Annotated in this window: 15 protein-coding genes and 1 pseudogene; 3 read left to right on the top strand and 13 right to left on the bottom strand. The window is 66.9% G+C overall.

What is annotated here, in order from left to right:
* The 4 genes from Q8814_RS17825 to Q8814_RS17810 form a co-directional block, all read right to left on the bottom strand.
* On the bottom strand, nucleotides 1-864 hold an 864-nt coding region (locus Q8814_RS17825; protein ID WP_408015928.1), incomplete at its 3' end, for a phosphotransferase family protein.
* Between the two features lie 37 nt (nucleotides 865-901).
* Entirely contained in the window at nucleotides 902-2,128 is a 1,227-nt protein-coding gene (locus Q8814_RS17820) for an acyl-CoA dehydrogenase family protein (protein ID WP_330153338.1), read from the bottom strand.
* Between the two features lie 34 nt (nucleotides 2,129-2,162).
* The gene (locus tag Q8814_RS17815) at nucleotides 2,163-2,981 is read right to left on the bottom strand and encodes an SDR family oxidoreductase (RefSeq protein WP_330153340.1); all 819 of its coding nucleotides are present in this window, start codon (nucleotides 2,979-2,981) and stop codon (nucleotides 2,163-2,165) included.
* Between the two features lie 86 nt (nucleotides 2,982-3,067).
* The gene (locus Q8814_RS17810; protein ID WP_330153337.1) at nucleotides 3,068-3,763 is read right to left on the bottom strand and encodes a TetR/AcrR family transcriptional regulator; all 696 of its coding nucleotides are present in this window, start codon (nucleotides 3,761-3,763) and stop codon (nucleotides 3,068-3,070) included.
* A gap of 348 nt (nucleotides 3,764-4,111) precedes the next feature.
* Here Q8814_RS17810 and Q8814_RS17805 point away from each other — a divergent pair, with 348 nt between their 5' ends.
* Together Q8814_RS17805 and Q8814_RS17800 are read left to right on the top strand one after the other, a co-directional pair.
* On the top strand, nucleotides 4,112-4,849 hold the full coding sequence (locus tag Q8814_RS17805) for a cutinase family protein (protein ID WP_330153336.1): 738 nt from the start codon (nucleotides 4,112-4,114) through the stop codon (nucleotides 4,847-4,849).
* An 84-nt stretch (nucleotides 4,850-4,933) separates the two neighbouring features.
* Entirely contained in the window at nucleotides 4,934-5,467 is a 534-nt protein-coding gene (locus tag Q8814_RS17800) for a MarR family winged helix-turn-helix transcriptional regulator (protein ID WP_330153335.1), read from the top strand.
* A gap of 29 nt (nucleotides 5,468-5,496) precedes the next feature.
* On the opposite strand, the gene Q8814_RS17795 is transcribed toward Q8814_RS17800, so the two are convergent.
* The 7 genes and pseudogenes from Q8814_RS17795 to Q8814_RS17765 all read right to left on the bottom strand — a co-directional run bounded on the left by Q8814_RS17795 (nucleotide 5,497) and on the right by Q8814_RS17765 (nucleotide 12,279).
* Nucleotides 5,497-6,300 carry a family 1 encapsulin nanocompartment shell protein gene (locus Q8814_RS17795; protein ID WP_330153334.1) on the bottom strand — a complete coding sequence of 268 codons (804 nt, stop codon included), beginning with the start codon at nucleotides 6,298-6,300 and terminating at the stop codon, nucleotides 5,497-5,499.
* Nucleotides 6,297-7,337, bottom strand: a complete 1,041-nt coding sequence (locus tag Q8814_RS17790) for a Dyp-type peroxidase (RefSeq protein WP_330153333.1) — start codon at nucleotides 7,335-7,337, stop codon at nucleotides 6,297-6,299. The genes Q8814_RS17795 and Q8814_RS17790 overlap by 4 nt, the downstream gene beginning before the upstream one ends.
* Nucleotides 7,338-7,357: 20 nt before the next feature.
* Nucleotides 7,358-8,974: an L-lactate permease gene (locus tag Q8814_RS17785; RefSeq protein WP_330153332.1), complete on the bottom strand. Its 1,617-nt coding sequence runs from the start codon at nucleotides 8,972-8,974 to the stop codon at nucleotides 7,358-7,360.
* Nucleotides 8,975-9,000: 26 nt separating this feature from the next.
* Nucleotides 9,001-9,429: an HIT family protein gene (locus Q8814_RS17780; protein WP_330153331.1), complete on the bottom strand. Its 429-nt coding sequence runs from the start codon at nucleotides 9,427-9,429 to the stop codon at nucleotides 9,001-9,003.
* Nucleotides 9,430-9,487: 58 nt separating this feature from the next.
* Complete coding sequence (locus Q8814_RS17775; RefSeq protein WP_408015927.1) at nucleotides 9,488-10,072, bottom strand: TetR/AcrR family transcriptional regulator; 585 nt, start codon at nucleotides 10,070-10,072, stop codon at nucleotides 9,488-9,490.
* Between the two features lie 141 nt (nucleotides 10,073-10,213).
* The gene (purB, locus tag Q8814_RS17770) at nucleotides 10,214-11,635 is read right to left on the bottom strand and encodes an adenylosuccinate lyase (protein ID WP_330153329.1); all 1,422 of its coding nucleotides are present in this window, start codon (nucleotides 11,633-11,635) and stop codon (nucleotides 10,214-10,216) included.
* A 30-nt stretch (nucleotides 11,636-11,665) separates the two neighbouring features.
* A pseudogene (locus tag Q8814_RS17765) lies at nucleotides 11,666-12,279 on the bottom strand (TetR/AcrR family transcriptional regulator).
* Between the two features lie 145 nt (nucleotides 12,280-12,424).
* On the opposite strand from Q8814_RS17765, the gene Q8814_RS17760 reads away from it, so the two are divergent.
* Nucleotides 12,425-14,056, top strand: coding sequence for a GMC oxidoreductase (locus Q8814_RS17760; RefSeq protein ID WP_330153328.1), 1,632 nt, complete (start codon nucleotides 12,425-12,427; stop codon nucleotides 14,054-14,056).
* A gap of 15 nt (nucleotides 14,057-14,071) precedes the next feature.
* On the opposite strand, the gene Q8814_RS17755 is transcribed toward Q8814_RS17760, so the two are convergent.
* Together Q8814_RS17755 and Q8814_RS17750 are read right to left on the bottom strand one after the other, a co-directional pair.
* Nucleotides 14,072-15,247 carry a pyridoxal phosphate-dependent aminotransferase gene (locus Q8814_RS17755; protein ID WP_330153327.1) on the bottom strand — a complete coding sequence of 392 codons (1,176 nt, stop codon included), beginning with the start codon at nucleotides 15,245-15,247 and terminating at the stop codon, nucleotides 14,072-14,074.
* 31 nt (nucleotides 15,248-15,278) lie between these two features.
* Nucleotides 15,279-16,627: CocE/NonD family hydrolase (locus Q8814_RS17750; RefSeq protein WP_330153326.1), on the bottom strand; the 1,349-nt coding region annotated here is incomplete at its 5' end.

Genomic DNA, 16,627 nt, shown 5'->3' with positions numbered 1-16,627 from the left:
CTGCAGGGCCGCGGGATCGCGGCCGGTTTCGTCGAGGTACACCTGCGCGAGTTCGGCGCGATCCGGGAAGCCGTCGAGTTGCGACGCCGGAAAGTCTCCCGCTGTCTCTTCGCCCTTCTCGGACCAGTAGGCCAGCAGGCTTCCCATGTCGGCCAGCGGATCTCCGAGCGTCGACAGCTCCCAATCGAGCGCGGCGACCACGTCACCGGTCTCGTGAGAGGTGATCACGTTGCGCAGGTGGAAGTCGCCGTGCACGAGCGTCACTTCACGTTGCTCCGGCACGGCTGCCGTCAAGCGGCGGGTGAGGTCGTCGAGGTCCGGAAGCTCCCTCGTCTTCGACTGTTCCCACTGTCCGCTCCACCGTTTGAGCTGCCGCTGGGCATAGGGCTTGTGGCTCGCGAGGTCCGACAGCCCGACAGCGTCGATGTCGACGGCGTGGATCTTCGCGAGGGTGCGCACCATCGACAGGGCGATGTCGCGGCGCCTTTGCGGTGTCAACGATTCGGCGACCGGCATCCGGTCGACGACGAGCCCGTCGACGAACTCCATAAGCAGGAGCGGGGCGTCGGTGATCCGAGGATCACGCGTGAGCCCGAAGACCCGCGGCGTCGGAACCTCTGTGCTTCCGAGCGCGGACAGGATTCGTGCTTCCCGGGCCACGTCGTGGGCCGACGCCAGCAGCTCACCCAGCGGTGGTCGGCGCAGCACCCATCGCCGGTCCTCACGGTCGCGGACGAGGTACGTCAGGTTCGACTGCCCGAGTCCGATACGCTGAAAGCTCAGCGGCGGTGCACATTCCAGCGGACCACCGTCATGATCGAGGCTGCGAATCCAGTCGGTCACCGCAACAGGATCGAGGCCCACGACCTCGGAGTCGGACGCCGGCCGCGCCTGGCCCAACTCAGCTCACCGTCGCCTTCTGTTCCCGGTACTTGCGCAGTTCCTGCCTCGCGATGGCGCGCTTGTGCACTTCGTCGGGGCCGTCCGCCAGACGCAGGGTGCGCAGGTGCGCCCAGGCCATCGCGAGGGGGAAGTCGTCGGTCACGCCACCCCCACCGTGTACCTGAATCGCGCGGTCGACGATCTTCAGCGCGATGTTCGGGGCGGCGACCTTGATGGCCGCGATCTCGGTGCGGGCTTCCTTGTTGCCGACGGTGTCCATCAGGTACGCAGCTTTGAGGGTCAGCAGCCGGATCATCTCGATCTCGATGCGGGCCTCCGCGATCCAATCCTGGATGTTCGCGTTGTCGCTGATGGGCCTGCCGAATGTGATCCGCGATTGCGCACGCTTGCACAGCAGTTCGAGTGCCCGCTCGGCTACACCGATGGCCCGCATGCAGTGGTGGATACGCCCCGGGCCGAGGCGGGCCTGACTGATCGCGAAGCCCTCCCCCTCCCCTTTGAGCACATCCGTCGACGGGACCCGCACGTCCTCGAACAGGATTTCGGCGTGGCCTTCGCGATCGTGGTATCCGAACACCGGCAGGTTCCGCACGACGGTAACTCCCGGAGCGTCGATGGGAACGACCATCATCGACTGCTGCCGGTGCACCGGCGCGGTGGGGTCCGTCTTGCCCATCACGATCATCACCCGGCAGTTCTTGTGCAACGCGTTCGACGCGAACCACTTTCGGCCGTTGAGTACGTAATCGTCACCGTCGCGCACCATGGACATCTCGATATTGGTGGCATCCGAGCTCGCAACGTCCGGTTCGGTCATCGCGAACGCCGACGCCATCGTGCCGTCGAGCAACGGCTCGAGGTACTTCTTCTTGTGCTCGTCGGTGCCGAATAGGGTGAGCACTTCCATGTTGCCGGTATCCGGGGCGTTGCAGTTGCATGCCTCCGACGCGAGCGGACTGCGTCCCATGATCTCCGCGAGCGGCGCGTATTCGAGGTTGGACAGTCCCGGTCCCCATTCGGGATGCGGGTGGAAGAGGTTCCACAGCCCCCGATTGCGCGCTTCGGCCTTGAGCTCTTCCATCACCGGTGGCTGGAAGTGCGGGTCGCCGGATTCGGCCATCTGCCGGGCGTAGACGGCCTCGGCGGGATAGATGTGCGAATCCATGAATTCCAGCAGGTCCGCCCGATATTTCTCGGCACGTTCCGATGTTGCGAACAGGGACACGAGGACTCCTCGAAGTTCGGTGAGACGGGTTCTGTCAGGACTCTGCGAGCAGGGACCGCTGGTAACGGCGCATGCCGTGCAGCCAGCGGTCGTAGTCGGCGCCCTTGTGCCGGTACAACTCGAGCACCTCCGGATGCGGAAGGATCAGGAACCGCTCCTCCTCGACACCCGCGAGCACGATCTCGGCGACGTCGTCGGGTTCGAGCACCGCCCCGGCCGAGGTGACCGCGCGCGTACCGAGGCTGCCGAGCGTGCTCCCGGACTGCTCGCCCGAGAACAGCAACGCCGTGTTCACCCCCATCGGGCACACGCAACTGACCCGCACACCTCGGTCCCCGTAGGTCACCGACAACCACTCGGCGAACCCGACGGCGGCATGCTTGGTGACCGAATAGGTGGCCGACCCGAGCTGGGTGAGCAGTCCGGCCGCGGACGCCGTGCTGACGAAGTAGCCTTCGCCGCGGTCCAGCCATCCCGGGACCAACAGCTTCGCCGCGCGGATGTGTGCGCGCAGGTTGACGTCGAAAGCCTGTTCCCACGCGGCGTCGTCGACATCCAGCCCGGGCGGGCCGGTAACGCCTGCGTTCGCGAAATACAGGTCCACCGGCGCGAATTCGGATTCGGCTCGCTCGATCAGCTGCCGGATCTGTGCGGTGTCGGAGACGTCGGCGCCGACGGCGACCGCGCTACCAGGATGGTCCGCAACGATCGCGTCCACTACCGTTTGTGCCGCCTCGGCGTTCAGATCTGCCACGACCACCCGGGCACCGTCTCGCACGAGCCGGGCGGCGAGAGCGCCGCCGATCCCCCCGCCACCGCCGGTAACGACTGCGACCTTGCCTGCAACCTTCACGAGCACCCCCGAAAGACGTGGTCCATGTGACACGGACTATAAGTTGAAACCGGCGTCAATTTCAACTGGTCGGCTGCACTGCGAGGTCAGCGGCGTGGAATCTGCAGGGCGTTCACCCAGAGCCGGGTCACCGCCTCGACGAGTTCATCCATGGAGACCTGCTCGTCGCGCTCGGGTTCCTGCTCCGCATCGCCGACGAACTGGGCGAATGCGAGCCGGCTGATCATCCCGGACAGGGCGCGCGACGCGAGAAGCGGATTCACGGCGTCGTCCGCGAGACCCCGTTTCTGCAGATCTGCGATGCTGCGCGCATTGCGGCGAATGAACGTGTCGGCCCGCCGCTGACGAAGCACACGAAACACCGGGTCGATGTTCGCGACCTGCTCGAGCAGCCCCATGAGTTTCGCGTTGCGCCGATAGGCCTCGAGGTAGGCGCGGTTGCTGGCCTCGATCACCGCGGCAGGATCGTCGTCGTCGGCCACGTGCGGCATACCGGGATGCAGCATGTCCTCCTGGACCATCTCCAGGACCGCGGCGAAGATCTCTTCCTTGCTGGAGAAGTAGGTGTAGAACGTGCCGGACGAGCACTTGGCTTCCCTGGTGATGTCGGCCAGGCGCGTGTCGAGATATCCCGATCGCTCGAAGACCGTTCGTGCGGCCGACACCAGCGCGCGTCGGGTACGGAGGCCGCGTTCGGTGACCGGCAGTTCGCGCAGTATCGACGACGGCGCCATCGACGGCGGCGCCTCGTCGAGGCCGTTTTCGTCGTGGGAGCTTGGCATCCTGTAGTTATACGTCACCTCGAAACCTCGAATCCCGAGGAGCCGAAGCGCACCGACCCGTAGTCGCACGGATGGAAACACAGCAGTGCGTCCACCGAGGTTCATGTAACACATTGTCCTGCATAGGGATTCGAACGAGGCGGATCTCCCGATGGCCTCCGCCCGAGTCTGCCGGAAATCACACGGTGAGCCATCGGCCCCGAGCAGCAGCTTGGGTCGTACAGCCCACTCGGATTGTTATCAATACCACTCCGAAACGCGACGTGTGGGATGTGCACACAAAGCACTTGGTCGGTAGTGTTCAGCCATCACAATCGCCGTCGGGGCAGCCACAGGGGAGAATTCGCCATGTCCGGCATAGACCGCACGTTCCGCCACGCCGTGGGCCTGCTGGCGACTGCCCTCATCGCGGCAGCGGGAACGGTCGTGCTGACCGCGGCGACAGCATCCGCCGAAGAGCAGTCGCCCTGCCCCGATCGTTATGTCCTCGCTGTCGATGGGACGAAGAACTTCGACTCCCCCGATTCCATCGATCCCGACTCCCCCCTCGCCGAGATCTCCGCCCGCTACCGCGCACCCGGCACCATCGTCGAACACATCCGCTACCCCGCGGTGGTGGTGCCGCTTCCCGACTCCGGTTCCAGCGACGAAGAGGCCATCGCGTACGACAGGTCGAAGGAGGTCGGACACCAACGCCTGCGAGAGACCATCAAAGTCCGGCACAGTTCGTGCCCGGACTCCGAACTCGTCATCCTCGGCTATTCGCAGGGCGCATCGATCGCGGGCGACGTGCTCGCCGAGATCGCCGCCGATGGATCCGTTCCGCCGCAGCAGATTCGCGGGATCCTGTACTCCGACCCGCGCGACATCCGCGGAGTCGAGACCCGCTTCCCCGGCGAGGTGATCCCGGGAGTGACCCTCGGTGGGGGCCGCGACAACTTCGGCACCATCGACGTTCAGCGAATCTGCATCGAAGGCGACGCGGTCTGCGACAGCGTGACACCCGGGGAAAGCGACGAATGGCTGAAGGAGAACGTCACCGGTTACCTCCTGCTGCATACCGATTACCCCGACTACACCCCGTGATCGGCGATTTCCCGGTGGGCGCGATCGAATAGCGCACGACCTGTCGGGTGTAGCGCCGGGTACCGGCTTGGGTATGGTCGGCCCATGAGCGTCGACATCCCCACCTCGCACGCACCCGACCGGCACGCACCCACCGAACACATACCGGCCCAGCCCACACCCGTCCTCGATGGCGACACTCTCACCCTCGACCGCCAGGTATGTTTTGCGCTTTCCGTTGCGAACCGGGCAGTCCTGTCGGTCTACCGGCCCATCCTCGAGCCGCTGGGGCTGACGCACCCGCAGTACCTGGTCATGCTCGTCCTGTGGGAGCAGGCCCCGCTCTCGGTCAAAGACATCGGTGCGCTGCTCCAACTCGACTCACCGACCCTGTCGCCGCTGCTCAAGCGGCTCGAAGCACTCGCACTCATCTCCCGCACCCGCAGCGCGGTCGACGAACGGCAGCTCGTCGTCGACCTCACGGACACGGGCCGCGCGCTGCGGACCCGAGCCGAGGCGGTCCCGGAACAGGTTGTCGCCGCGCTCGGGGTGGACATCGCCGAACTCGAGGAACTGCACAAGGTCCTCACGCGCGTCAACGCGGCGGCACTGAAGGCCGCGGAGTCCCACCGGCGCTGACCGGCACGACGGAAACTCCCCGCTGTCCTCTAACGGGGCGAGATCAGCGCAACGGACGCCTCACCGGTGTAGACGAGGAACGTCAGCGTCTCCTGGAAATACAACTGCACATTCTCGCTGTCGTGGGACAGGTAGCCGATCGACAGATCCTGGCCGACCTGAAGGTCGTAGTCGCCACCTCGTGTGGTGATCACGAAGGCTCCGTCGATCGCGGGCGCCCAGATGATGTCGCCGTCGATGAGCCGCCGGATCTGCTCCCGGATCGGGTAACCGTGGTCCGACGTCTCGCTGACCTTCGTGAACTCGTCGGCGCTCAGCAACACCGAGTAGGGCCCGCCGACACCTGCGAGCCGCAGTTCCGACAGTGCCTGGCTGATGGTCTCGGGGATGTCCCGCGGATCCGCGGGCAGATGCAGTGCGGCATTGGTCGACGATGTGCGGATGCCCTCGATCCCCGCGGCGGAATATCCCTCGAAGATCGCGCGGTCTTCGGCGAACGCGATCTGCTTTGCTGCGTCCTTCACCGCATCGAGATCCATGTCGCGCGCACCGCGTTCGACGTTGTCGATCTCCTCGCGCGACAGCGTGAACGGCACCCGCAGTTCGACAACCGGCGCCACTCGGTGCTGACGCGCCCGCACACCCGCAGCCGGCGAATCGATTTCGCGGGTACGACCGAGACCGACTGCGGCGAAATCGGTTCCGTGCGGGCCCGAGAAGTCGACCACCGTGCGGCCCGCCACGTGCCGCTTGAACGTGCGGGCCGCCTCCTCCTCGATCTCGGCCCACGCGGCGGCGGTGATCGGAGCGAGATCGCGGTAGAGATTGTTCATAACGTGGAACTCCTTGTCAGAGGGCCGATTCCGAGGGATCCGTCTCGGGCGGGCGTCGGGGTGCTGCCATCGATGTTGTCGCCGTCGTCGTCGTGCCCACCGGATTCGCCCGGCGCAGGCGGGAGATCGTCGAGAAACTCCAGGGACGGGCAGAAGAACAACGAACCTGTCACCGCCGTGGAGAAGTCGAGGATGCGGTCGGAGTTGCCGACCGGATCGCCGACGAACATGTTCCGCAGCATCTGCTCGGTCACGTCGGGGGACGCCGAATACCCGATGAAGTACGTGCCGAATTCGTCGGCACCGAAACTCCCGAAGGGCATGTTGGCCCGCAGGATCTGACGTTCCTCGCCGTCGTCATCGACGATCGTGTTCAGAGCGACATGTGAATCGGCCGGTTTGACGTCGTCGTCGAGCTCGATGTCGTCGAGCTTCGTCCGTCCGATCACCCGTTCCTGCTCTTCGACGGTGAGAGCATTCCACGACGACAGGTCGTGCAGATACTTCTGGACGATGACGTAGCTGCCACCCGCGAAGTCGGGATCATCGGCGCCGACGAGAGCAGCTTCGGCCGCTTCGTCTTCCTCGGGATTCTCGGTGCCGTCGACGAAGCCCAGCAGATCGCGGCGCTCGAAGTAACGGAAGCCGTGCGTTTCGTCGACCACGGTCGCGACACCGCGCAACCGGTCGTTGATCTTCGCGGCGAGTTCGAAGCACAGATCCATGGTCGAGGCGCGCAGGTGGAACAGCAGGTCGCCGGGAGTTGCCGGGGCGTGATGGCGGTCGCCGTGAAGCGGCACGAACTCGTGCAGACCTGACGGTCGCGGACCCGAGAACAGCCGATCCCATGCCCCCGACCCGATGCCCGTCACACAGGACAACCCTCCGTCCGGAACGCGGAACCCGACGGAGCGGCGCAGCCCGGACAGGTCTTCGAGAAGATCTCGTACGGCGTCTTCGGCACCCTCCTCGAAGGTGAGCACCAGAAAGATCGCGGCCTCGGTGAGCGGCGTCAGGATCGGTTGTGAGCGGACCACAAGATCACCGTAGTGGAACGTCAGACAACCATCCACGACAGCACGTCCGTCGTCTGCAACCACACCAGCACAGCCAGCAGTGCCACCGCGGCGAGACTGATCGGCCACAACCGCCGCAACAGCAGACCGTCCCTGCCCGCCAGACCCTTCACCGACGACACGAGCGCCAGGTTCTGCAGTGCGATCGGAGTGCCGGCGCTGCCGCCCGCCATGTTGCCCGCCACGAGCACAGTGGGATTCGAACCGGCCTGCTGGGCCGCCGACACCTGCAGGTTTCCGAACATCGCATTGGATGCGGTGTTCGAGCCGGTCACCACCACGCCGAGCCAGCCCAGCAACGGCGACAGCAGGGCGAACGCCGCCCCGGCACCCGCCAGGAACTGCCCGATCGTCGCGGTCTGCCCCGACAGGTTCATCACATATGCCAGCGCCAGCACTGCCGTGACGGTCGCAAACGACCAGCGCAACTGGACGACGGCCGCAGCGAGACACCGGGCCGCGTCGCCCACCTGAACTCGCAGCACCGCGATGGACACCAGCCCGGCAGCGAAGACCAGCGTCCCCGGAGCCGTGAGCGGGTTGAAGGTGAATGTCTCGGCAGCCGGGACATCACCCGACGCCGTGCGCACGTCGAGGCCCGGCCACGAGAACGGGACCGTGGTGTGCGCCAGCACCGCTTCGATCGGACCGGTACGGGTCAGCAGGAACACGACCACGATCAGGGCGTACGGCGCGAACGCCTCGACGGTGTGCCGCGGCGTGTCGTAGGCACGTTCCGGAGCCCGTCGTGCGGCGACAGACTGCGGCGTCCATACCCTCAGCAACACGAGCAGGGCAAGCAGTCCCGCGGCCGCCGCCGCGATGTTGCTCAGCCCCACAGCGAGATAGCTGGCACACAAGAACTGCGCAGACCCGAACGCGACACCGACGACGAGCGCCGCGGGCCACACCTGCCGAACACCGCGAGCCCCGCCAACCACGGCAACCAGGAGCAGCGGCACGAACACGGCGAGCAGGCAGACCTGCCGGGCGACGACCGGCCCGATCTCCTCGACCGGAATCTCCGACACCTTCGACATGGTGAGGATCGGAGTGCCCATCACACCCAGCGGTGTCACCACCGAGTTCGCGAGCAGTGCCGCCGCGGCGGCCCGCACCGGCGGCAATCCCGCTCCGATCAGCACAACGGTCGACACCACGATCGGGGTCCCGAAACCGGCCACCGCCTCGAGCAGCGCTCCGAACAGGAAGGCAATGACGATCGTCAGGATCCGGGGGTCCGGGGAAACCCGCGCGAACGCGCGCGTCAGCACATCGAAATGACCGGACTCGACCGTGAGCCGATACACCCATACGGCGCCCAGCACCGTCCACATGATCGGAAAGACACCGAAAGCCGCCCCCTCCAGGCCGGCGCTCACCGCAGAGAGCGGAGGCATTTCGTACACCACCACCGCGAGCACGAGAGCCACCACCAACGCGGCAGCCGCCGCGGCATGAGACTTCACCCGGAACACCGCAAGCAGGACGAGCATGCTCAGCAACGGCAGGACCGCGACGAGAGCCGACCACGCCACCGAACCACCGACCGGAGCGATCGGCTGCAGATATGCGGCTGCCACTGCAACCTCGGGCACTACAGAAACCTCGGGCACTACAGGACTCACGCGCCGTCGGACCCCAGTGCAGACCTGATCGCGTCGGCGGTCCCGTCCAGCACGGTGCGGGTCGGGCTCTGCGCATTCGCGCGTACCCCGAAACCGTCCCGCGCGGTGCGCGGCACGACGTGCAGGTGCACGTGGAACACTTCCTGACCCGCGGCTACACCGTCGGCGAGAAAGAGATTGACGCCGTCGACGGGCAGAGCACTCGACCGCAGTGCCGTCGCGATGCGCTGACCGGCCGCGAACACCTTGGCTCCGTCCTCGGGATCGAGCTGCGCCAGTCCCGACGCATGCCGCTTCGGCACGACCAGCAGATGACCCGGGGTAAAAGGACGGATATCCATGAACGCGAGTACATCGGACTCGTCGAGCACAACACTTGCCGGCGCGGTGCCGGCGACGATCGCACAGAAAATACAGTCACTCACACCGTCAGCGTCTCACGCACAAACTCCGCCTACGCGCTGAGCGCACCCCGGGCATCGCCTACGCGCTGACTGCGGGCTTCCGGACCACCGCGAGAATCTTCAGCAACTGCGCCTGCACCTGCGGACGGTCGCGCGCCGGATCGTCGCTGTGCGCGAGGTACAGCATCGCCTCTTCGACGGCCGCGACGAGGAGGTGCGCGAGCACCGATGTCCGTATGGACGACTCGGTCTCTTCGGGATCTACCGCCACCAGCATTCGTTCGAGACTGCGAAGGCTCGAATTACGATGCGTTTCACGCACTTCCGCCCAACCGAGCACGGCCGGAGCTTCGATCAGCAGCAGCCGGCGGGTCGCCTGGTCGTACACCGCATCGAGAGATGCGAGGACCGCTGCCGTGAACCCCTCCCACGGGTCGTCCACCGGCTCCTCCGGAACGAGGCTTTCCTCGGCCTCCTTCTGGATGCGCATGATCACTCCGCGAAACAGGTCGCGCTTGTTCGCAAAGTGGTGGTAGAGCGCGCCACGGGTCACCCCTGCCACGGCCACGATTTCTTCCGTCGCGGCCGTCGCGTACCCGTCCCTGAGGAACACTTCGAGCGCAGCGTCGAGCAGCGCTTCTCGTGTTCGCTCCGCGTCACGGATCCGCCCGGTGGTTCCCGACTTTTCCGGACCCGTTTTGACCAGACCCGTTTTTTCCGACACCGTTGTCTCCCCTGTTGTTGCAGCTACCCCCATCGAACACTCCCCCGGTAGCCGATCGGCCTCGATTCAGAGAATCGCGTTCTACAAAATAGGCGCAGGTGCGTAGGCGGCTGCCTCGGGATACTGCGCCACCAATTCTTCTACCGCGGCGACGACTCCACCGACCTGTGCCTCCGCCGCACCGATGAACGCCGATCGGTCGGCGAGAGCGGCGTCGAGCGCGGCACGGTCGAGGGGCAACCGCTCGTCGGCCGCGAGCCGATCGAGCAGATCCGGTTCGCGGCCGTCCTCACGCATCGCCAGAGCAACCGCGACCGCATGCTCCTTGATGACCTCGTGCGCGGTTTCGCGACCGACCCCGGCACGGACCGCGGCCATGAGCACCTTGGTCGTCGCGAGGAACGGCAGGTACCGGATCAGTTCCTTGTCGATCACCGCGGGGTATGCCCCGAACTCGGCGAGCACCGTCAAGAACGTCTCCATCTGACCGTCGATCGCGAAGAATGCGTCGGGCAGCGCGACACGGCGCACCACCGAGCAGAACACGTCGCCCTCGTTCCACTGCGCACCGGCCAGTTCGGCAGCCATCGACGCGTAACCGCGCAGCACGACCTGCAGACCGTTGACGCGCTCGCACGAGCGGGTGTTCATCTTGTGCGGCATCGCCGACGAACCCACCTGGCCGGGCTGGAAGCCTTCGGTGACCAGTTCGTGGCCCGCCATCAGACGGATGGTGTGGGCGAGCGAGGACGGACCGGCACCGACCTGGACGAGTGCCGACAGCGCGTCGTGATCGAGCGAACGGGGATACACCTGACCGACGCTCGTGAACACGTGCGAGAACCCGAGGTGCTCGGCGACCTTGCGCTCGAGGAGTTCGAGCTTGCCGGCGTCACCCCCGAGCAGGTCGAGCATGTCCTGGGCCGTGCCCATCGGGCCCTTGATGCCGCGCAGCGGGTAGCGGTCGATCAGTTCGCGGACGCGCTGCAGGGCGATGATCAGCTCGTCGGCTGCGGACGCGAACCGCTTGCCGAGAGTCGTGGCCTGCGCCGCGACGTTGTGTGAGCGGCCGGCCATCACCTGCGACGAGTACTCGGCGGCATGCTCGGCCAGGCGGGCGGCCACCGCGACCCCGTGACCGTGCACGTGCTCGAGCGAGCGGAGGATCTGCAGCTGCTCGACGTTCTCGGTCAGGTCTCGGCTGGTCATGCCCTTGTGCACGTGTTCGTGGCCGGCGAGCGCGTTGAACTCCTCGATCCGCGCCTTCACGTCGTGGCGGGTGACGCGTTCGCGTGCGGCGATGGAATCGAGATCGACCTGCTCGAGCACCCGCTCGTAGTCGGCGATCGCCGCGTCGGGCACCTCGATCCCCAGCTCCGCCTGGGCCCGCAGCACGGCGATCCACAGCTGCCGCTCGAGCACGATCTTGTGCTCCGGCGACCACAGCCGGCGCAATTCGGGACTGGCGTAGCGGGTAGCGAGGACGTTCGGGATGCTGCTCACGATAGGTCAGTTTACGGTCCGTGCCCCGGGTCACTCGTCGGCGGGCGGTGCGACGCTCTCGACGACCTCGAGCAGGATTCCCCTCGCCAGGCTCCTGGGATCGGGATCGAGTTCTCCGAGCCCACCGAGGACCGCGCCGTCCACGATGGCCACCAGCTTGCGCAGTTGTTGCGGATGCACCGTCCGTCCGCACCGCTCGAGGAGGTCGGTGAGCAGGTCGTCGATCTCCGCGCGCATGTACAGCTGCACGTCCCGCAATTCGGGATGCCTGGCCGTCGCCACATACCGTTCGTACCGGCAGATGAGAGTTGTTCGCGTTCGGAGTCACCGACGTCCCGCGGCCCCACCAGCAGATCGACGATGAGATCGGCGGTGGACTCGACACTGCGGGGACTGTGCGGCACGTCGCGCACCCGTGCGCGCATGACTTCGAGTTCCCGCACGATGTTGAAGTGCATCGCGCATGCGACGAGGTCGCCGAGAGACTCGAAGTAGTACGTCGTCGATGCCAGTGGAAGGTGTGCTCGGGTCGCCACGGCACGGTGCCGCACGGTGTCGATTCCGCCTTCGAGAATCAGGTCGGCGGCAGCCTCGACCAGCGCCTGGCGGCGCCGCTCTCCCTTGGGGGTGGCAGCAATCGACACATTGCCATGGTGACAGTACGACACCGCTCACCAGGGGAGAACGGAAACAGAGACCGACCGGTACGATTAGGCCGCTGTCGCCGCAGCACGGGGAAAACGGCCGTCGTTCCCCGCCCTTTTGTCACCGCGATCGGAGCGAGACCGGATGAAACGACGTCGGTTCCTGCAGGCATCTGTACTCGGTGCGGCTGCAGCCGGCACGAGCCTGGCCGGTCCCCACCTTCGTGTCGCGGACGCCCTCCCGGTCGGGCTCGACGAGTACCGGCGTCTCGTGCCCGAACTGTTCGCCCCGCCACCGGCCGCGCCCGCGCATTCGGAGGTGATCGTGGTCGGTTCCGGCTTCGGCGCCAGCGCGGCGGCGTTGCGGCTCGCGGAGGCAGGCAGCCGGGTGACCGTGCTCGAACGCGGTTTCCGCTGGCCGCGCGATCCGCGGCGCGAGATCTTCACGACCGATCTCCTCGCCGACGGCCGTGGCTACTACCACCGCACCGACTTCACCGGCCCGACCGGTCTCCCGGTGGTGTGCGACGACTTCGCCGGTGTCCTCGACGTGGTGGACTACCCCAACATGTCGGTATGGAGGGGTGCCGCGGTCGGCGGCGGCTCCGTCGTGTTCACCGGCGTGATGATCGCGCCGGAACGACGGTTCTTCGAGCAGGTGTTCGGCGATCGGCTGAGCTACGCGGAAATGGAGTCGTCCTGGTATCCGAAGGTCCGGTCGATGCTGCGACTCGACCCGATGCCCGACGACATCTACCACGCCGCCGAATTCACCCACTCGCGCCGCTGGGACGACGATGCCCGTGCCGCCGGCTACACCCCGCACCGCATCGACGGGATCTGGGACTGGGACGTGGTGCATGCCGAACTGGCCGGCGCCGTGCGCCGCTCGGCCGTGGCCGGTGAGAGCAATCTCGGCAATTCGAACGGCGCGAAGTTCGACCTGACCCAGAACTACATTCCCGCCGCCGAAGCCACCGGCCGCGCCCTGGTGTGCCATGCCCACAAGGTGTTGTCGGTGGGACAGGAGCGCGACGGCCGGTACCGGGTGGACGTCCAGGTCGTCGACCCGACCGGTGCGGTGCTGCGCACCGACACCCTCACCTGCGACCGTCTCGTGCTCGGTGCCGGTTCCATCGGCACCACCGAACTCCTCGTCAAAGCCCGCCACACCGGGTCGCTTCCCGATTTGAACGAGCACGTCGGTCGCGGATGGGGAACCAACGGCGACGCCGTCCTCGTCCGTTCGGTGGCGTTGACCGGCGGTTTCGGCGGCGATCAGGGCGCCCCGTCCGCCTCGCGCATCGTCGACGACGTGTCCGGAATGCCGGTGAGCCTGGAGAACTGGTTCGTCGCGGGCACGGCGAAGGATGTCGGCATGCTCGCCTCGCTCGGCATGACGCTCGATCCGGCCCGGGCCGACGTCGTGTACGACGCCGCGGCCGATCGGGCAGTGGTGAACTGGCCCGCCGGTGGAGAACGCGCGAGTGTCGACGCGCTGCGAACGGTGCACAACGCCATGGCCCGGGCGGGCGGCACGATCGCCGGTGTCCCACCCATGGCGGAGGACGTCAACGCCTCGTTCACCGCGCACCCGCTCGGCGGGGTCGTGCTCGGTGAGGCGACCGACGGCTACGGCCGCGTACACGGACACCCCGGGCTGTATGTGGTGGACGGCGCGTTGATTCCGGGCAGCACCGGAACTGCGAATCCGTCGCTGACGATCGCGGCGCTGGCCGAACGCAACATCGCGCAGATCATCGCGTCCGGGAAGTAACCGCCCGGCGCGCCGTCACCGCACCGGAAGCCACCCCGCGAGCCGATCCAGCGCCGCATCGATGTCTGCGGTGGATCCGGCGAAGGACAGCCGCACCGTCTCGTCGCCCCGCACGGTGTCGAAGTCGACGCCCGGCGCGAGCGCGAGACCGGTGTCGTGCAGCAGCCGCGCACACCACGCCGTCGAGGTCTCGTCCTCGAGCAGGTGTGCGATGTCGGCGTACACGTAGAAGGCGCCGTCGGCCGGGGCGAGCTTCGTGATGCCGAGGTCGGGTAGCCCCGTCAGCAGCAGCTCCCGGTTCGTGGCATACCGCGCGACGTGACCGTCGAGCTCGGTGCGCGCTTCGGCGCCGAACGCTTCGATCGCCCCGAACTGCGAGATCGACGGGGGGCACACCGTCATGTTGGACGCGAGGCGTTGCAGCGCCGGACGCAACGATTCGGGGACGAGCACCCACCCGAGACGCCACCCGGTCATCGAGAAGTACTTCGACACAGAGCCGACCACGACCGATTCCCGAGAGGTCGCCCACGCCGACGACGTCGCGGGCGAACCCGGGGTCCCGAACTCGATGCCGTGGTAGATCTCGTCGGAGATGAGAAGGGCGTCGTGCTCGTCGCACCAGCGCGCCAGCGCCGCGAGTTCGTCCGGGTCGATCATGGTGCCGGTCGGGTTGGCGGGACTGGCGACGATCAAGCCCGCCGGGGGTGTGTCCAGCGCCTCGAGCATTTCGACGGTCGGCTGATAGCGGGTCTGCGGACCACAGTCGAGTTCGACGACGTCGCATCCCAGTGCGGCGAGAGTGTTGCGGTACGCCGGGTAGCCGGGGCGGGCGACGACGACCGTGTCTCCGGGGTCGAACGCGGCAAGGAACAACAGGGTGAACGCACCGGAGGAACCGGTGGTGACGACGACGTCGTCGGCATCCACGGACAGCCCGTACCGGTCGCGGTGATACCCGGCGATCGCTTCACGCAGCGGCAGGATGCCGAACGTTTCGGTGTAGCCCAGCAGTTCGGCGTCGACCGCGAGACGCGTCGCGCGCAGCACCGGAACGGGTGCGGGTGTCGACGGCTGGCCGGCCGCCAGACTCAGAACGTCGCCGTGGGTGCGCTGCCGTTGCGCGGCGGCCCTCCACACGTCCATGACGTGGAACGTCTCGATGCGGGAGCGTTGCGATTCGGTGCGCACCTCACCGACGGTAGTACGCGGCGGTGGCGGCTTACAGTCCGGCCCGCAGACGCTGTGGGAAGCCGGTCCACAGCATGGGCATCGCGGTGATCTCGGTGTTGTCGGATACTTCGTTCCCGGGTTCTTCGCAGGGCTGCGGGTCCGGCCGCGACGGATCGACCACGGGCAGCAGCAGGTGCGAATCGAATTGCCCGCCCGAATGCACGATGTGGAAGCCCTGGTTGACGGTTCGGTCGTGCCCGACCTTCTGATTGGAGTCGAGGTCGTGCCCGGCGACCACCAGTACGAGCGTCGACCCGGCTTCGAAGAAGGTGCTGTGCGGCATGATCTCGATGTCGACGGGCACGATCTGTCCCGGCAGCAGCGGCCAGTGCTTGGCCGGGTCGAGGACCGGTAGGTACGCCGTCGACGCCTCCGGGTCCAACGCCCGGTGCGAGGCCCGGATCCAGCCGTGCGCCACAAAGGCTTCCTCGAATCCGGCATGCCCTTCGAACCACACCTCGCGGCCGTCCGCGGCGAGCTTCTTCAGGCCGACGAACAGGTCCATGTCGTTGGCGTCCTTCGCCTCCACCCACAGCCGTAGCGCCGCGTGCCCGCTGATCTCGGTGTCCTCGTCGAACGTCGCGCTGAAGGTCAGTTCGTCGCCCGCGACCGGGAAGGTGCGGGCACGCGAGGATTCCTCGGGAAGTTCGGTATCGAGGCAACCGGTGCCGTGGTCGAGATAGAGCGGGACGTAATGGGTGCCGGGGACGGGCCATTGCTCTTCGAAGCGTTCGGAATAGGTGCGCAGGTCATGGCGCGTTTCGAGGCGGACCCACGGCACCGCGTGGAAACCGTTGTCCTCGCCCTTGAGGAAATGGTCGAAGAATCGTCGCTGCACATCGAGTACTTCGGAACCGTAGAACGTCTGCCATCCCTTGCGGCCGTGCGTGTAGAGCCATTTGTCGGGCGACCCGAGCCGGGTGAACGCCCGGATCGAGCCGCGGGTGCGCGGACCCTGGTCGGACCACGACACGCCCACGAGCGCCGGGATGGTGACGTCCTCGAGTTCCGGTGGCGCGGCGACGTGCCGGAAGCGGTCCGGGAAGTGGCGCAACAGCCACGGGGTGAGCCGGCGCATCGACGACACCGCCGAACGTGAACCCATGTGCATGGCCCGGTACCAGAACTCGCAGTGGCGGGTCTCCGGGATTCCGCCGTGGGTGAGGGTGTCACGGTAGGGGTCGCTGATGCCGTCCCACGGGGCGATGGCGGCGAGGTGCGGCGGATTCTGCGCTGCGGTGTACCACTGCATGGTGGCCAGGTGTGAGGCCCCGGCCATTCCCACTTTCCCGGTGCTCCACGGCTGCGTCGCGGTCGGTGGGGACCACGCCCCCCTTG

Origin of the sequence: Rhodococcus chondri (genome assembly GCF_036327435.1) — a bacterium.
GTDB classification, from domain to species: domain Bacteria; phylum Actinomycetota; class Actinomycetes; order Mycobacteriales; family Mycobacteriaceae; genus Rhodococcus; species Rhodococcus chondri.
The sequence above is the reverse complement of the archived record's forward strand: the minus strand, read 5'-3'. Positions and strand labels throughout refer to the sequence as shown.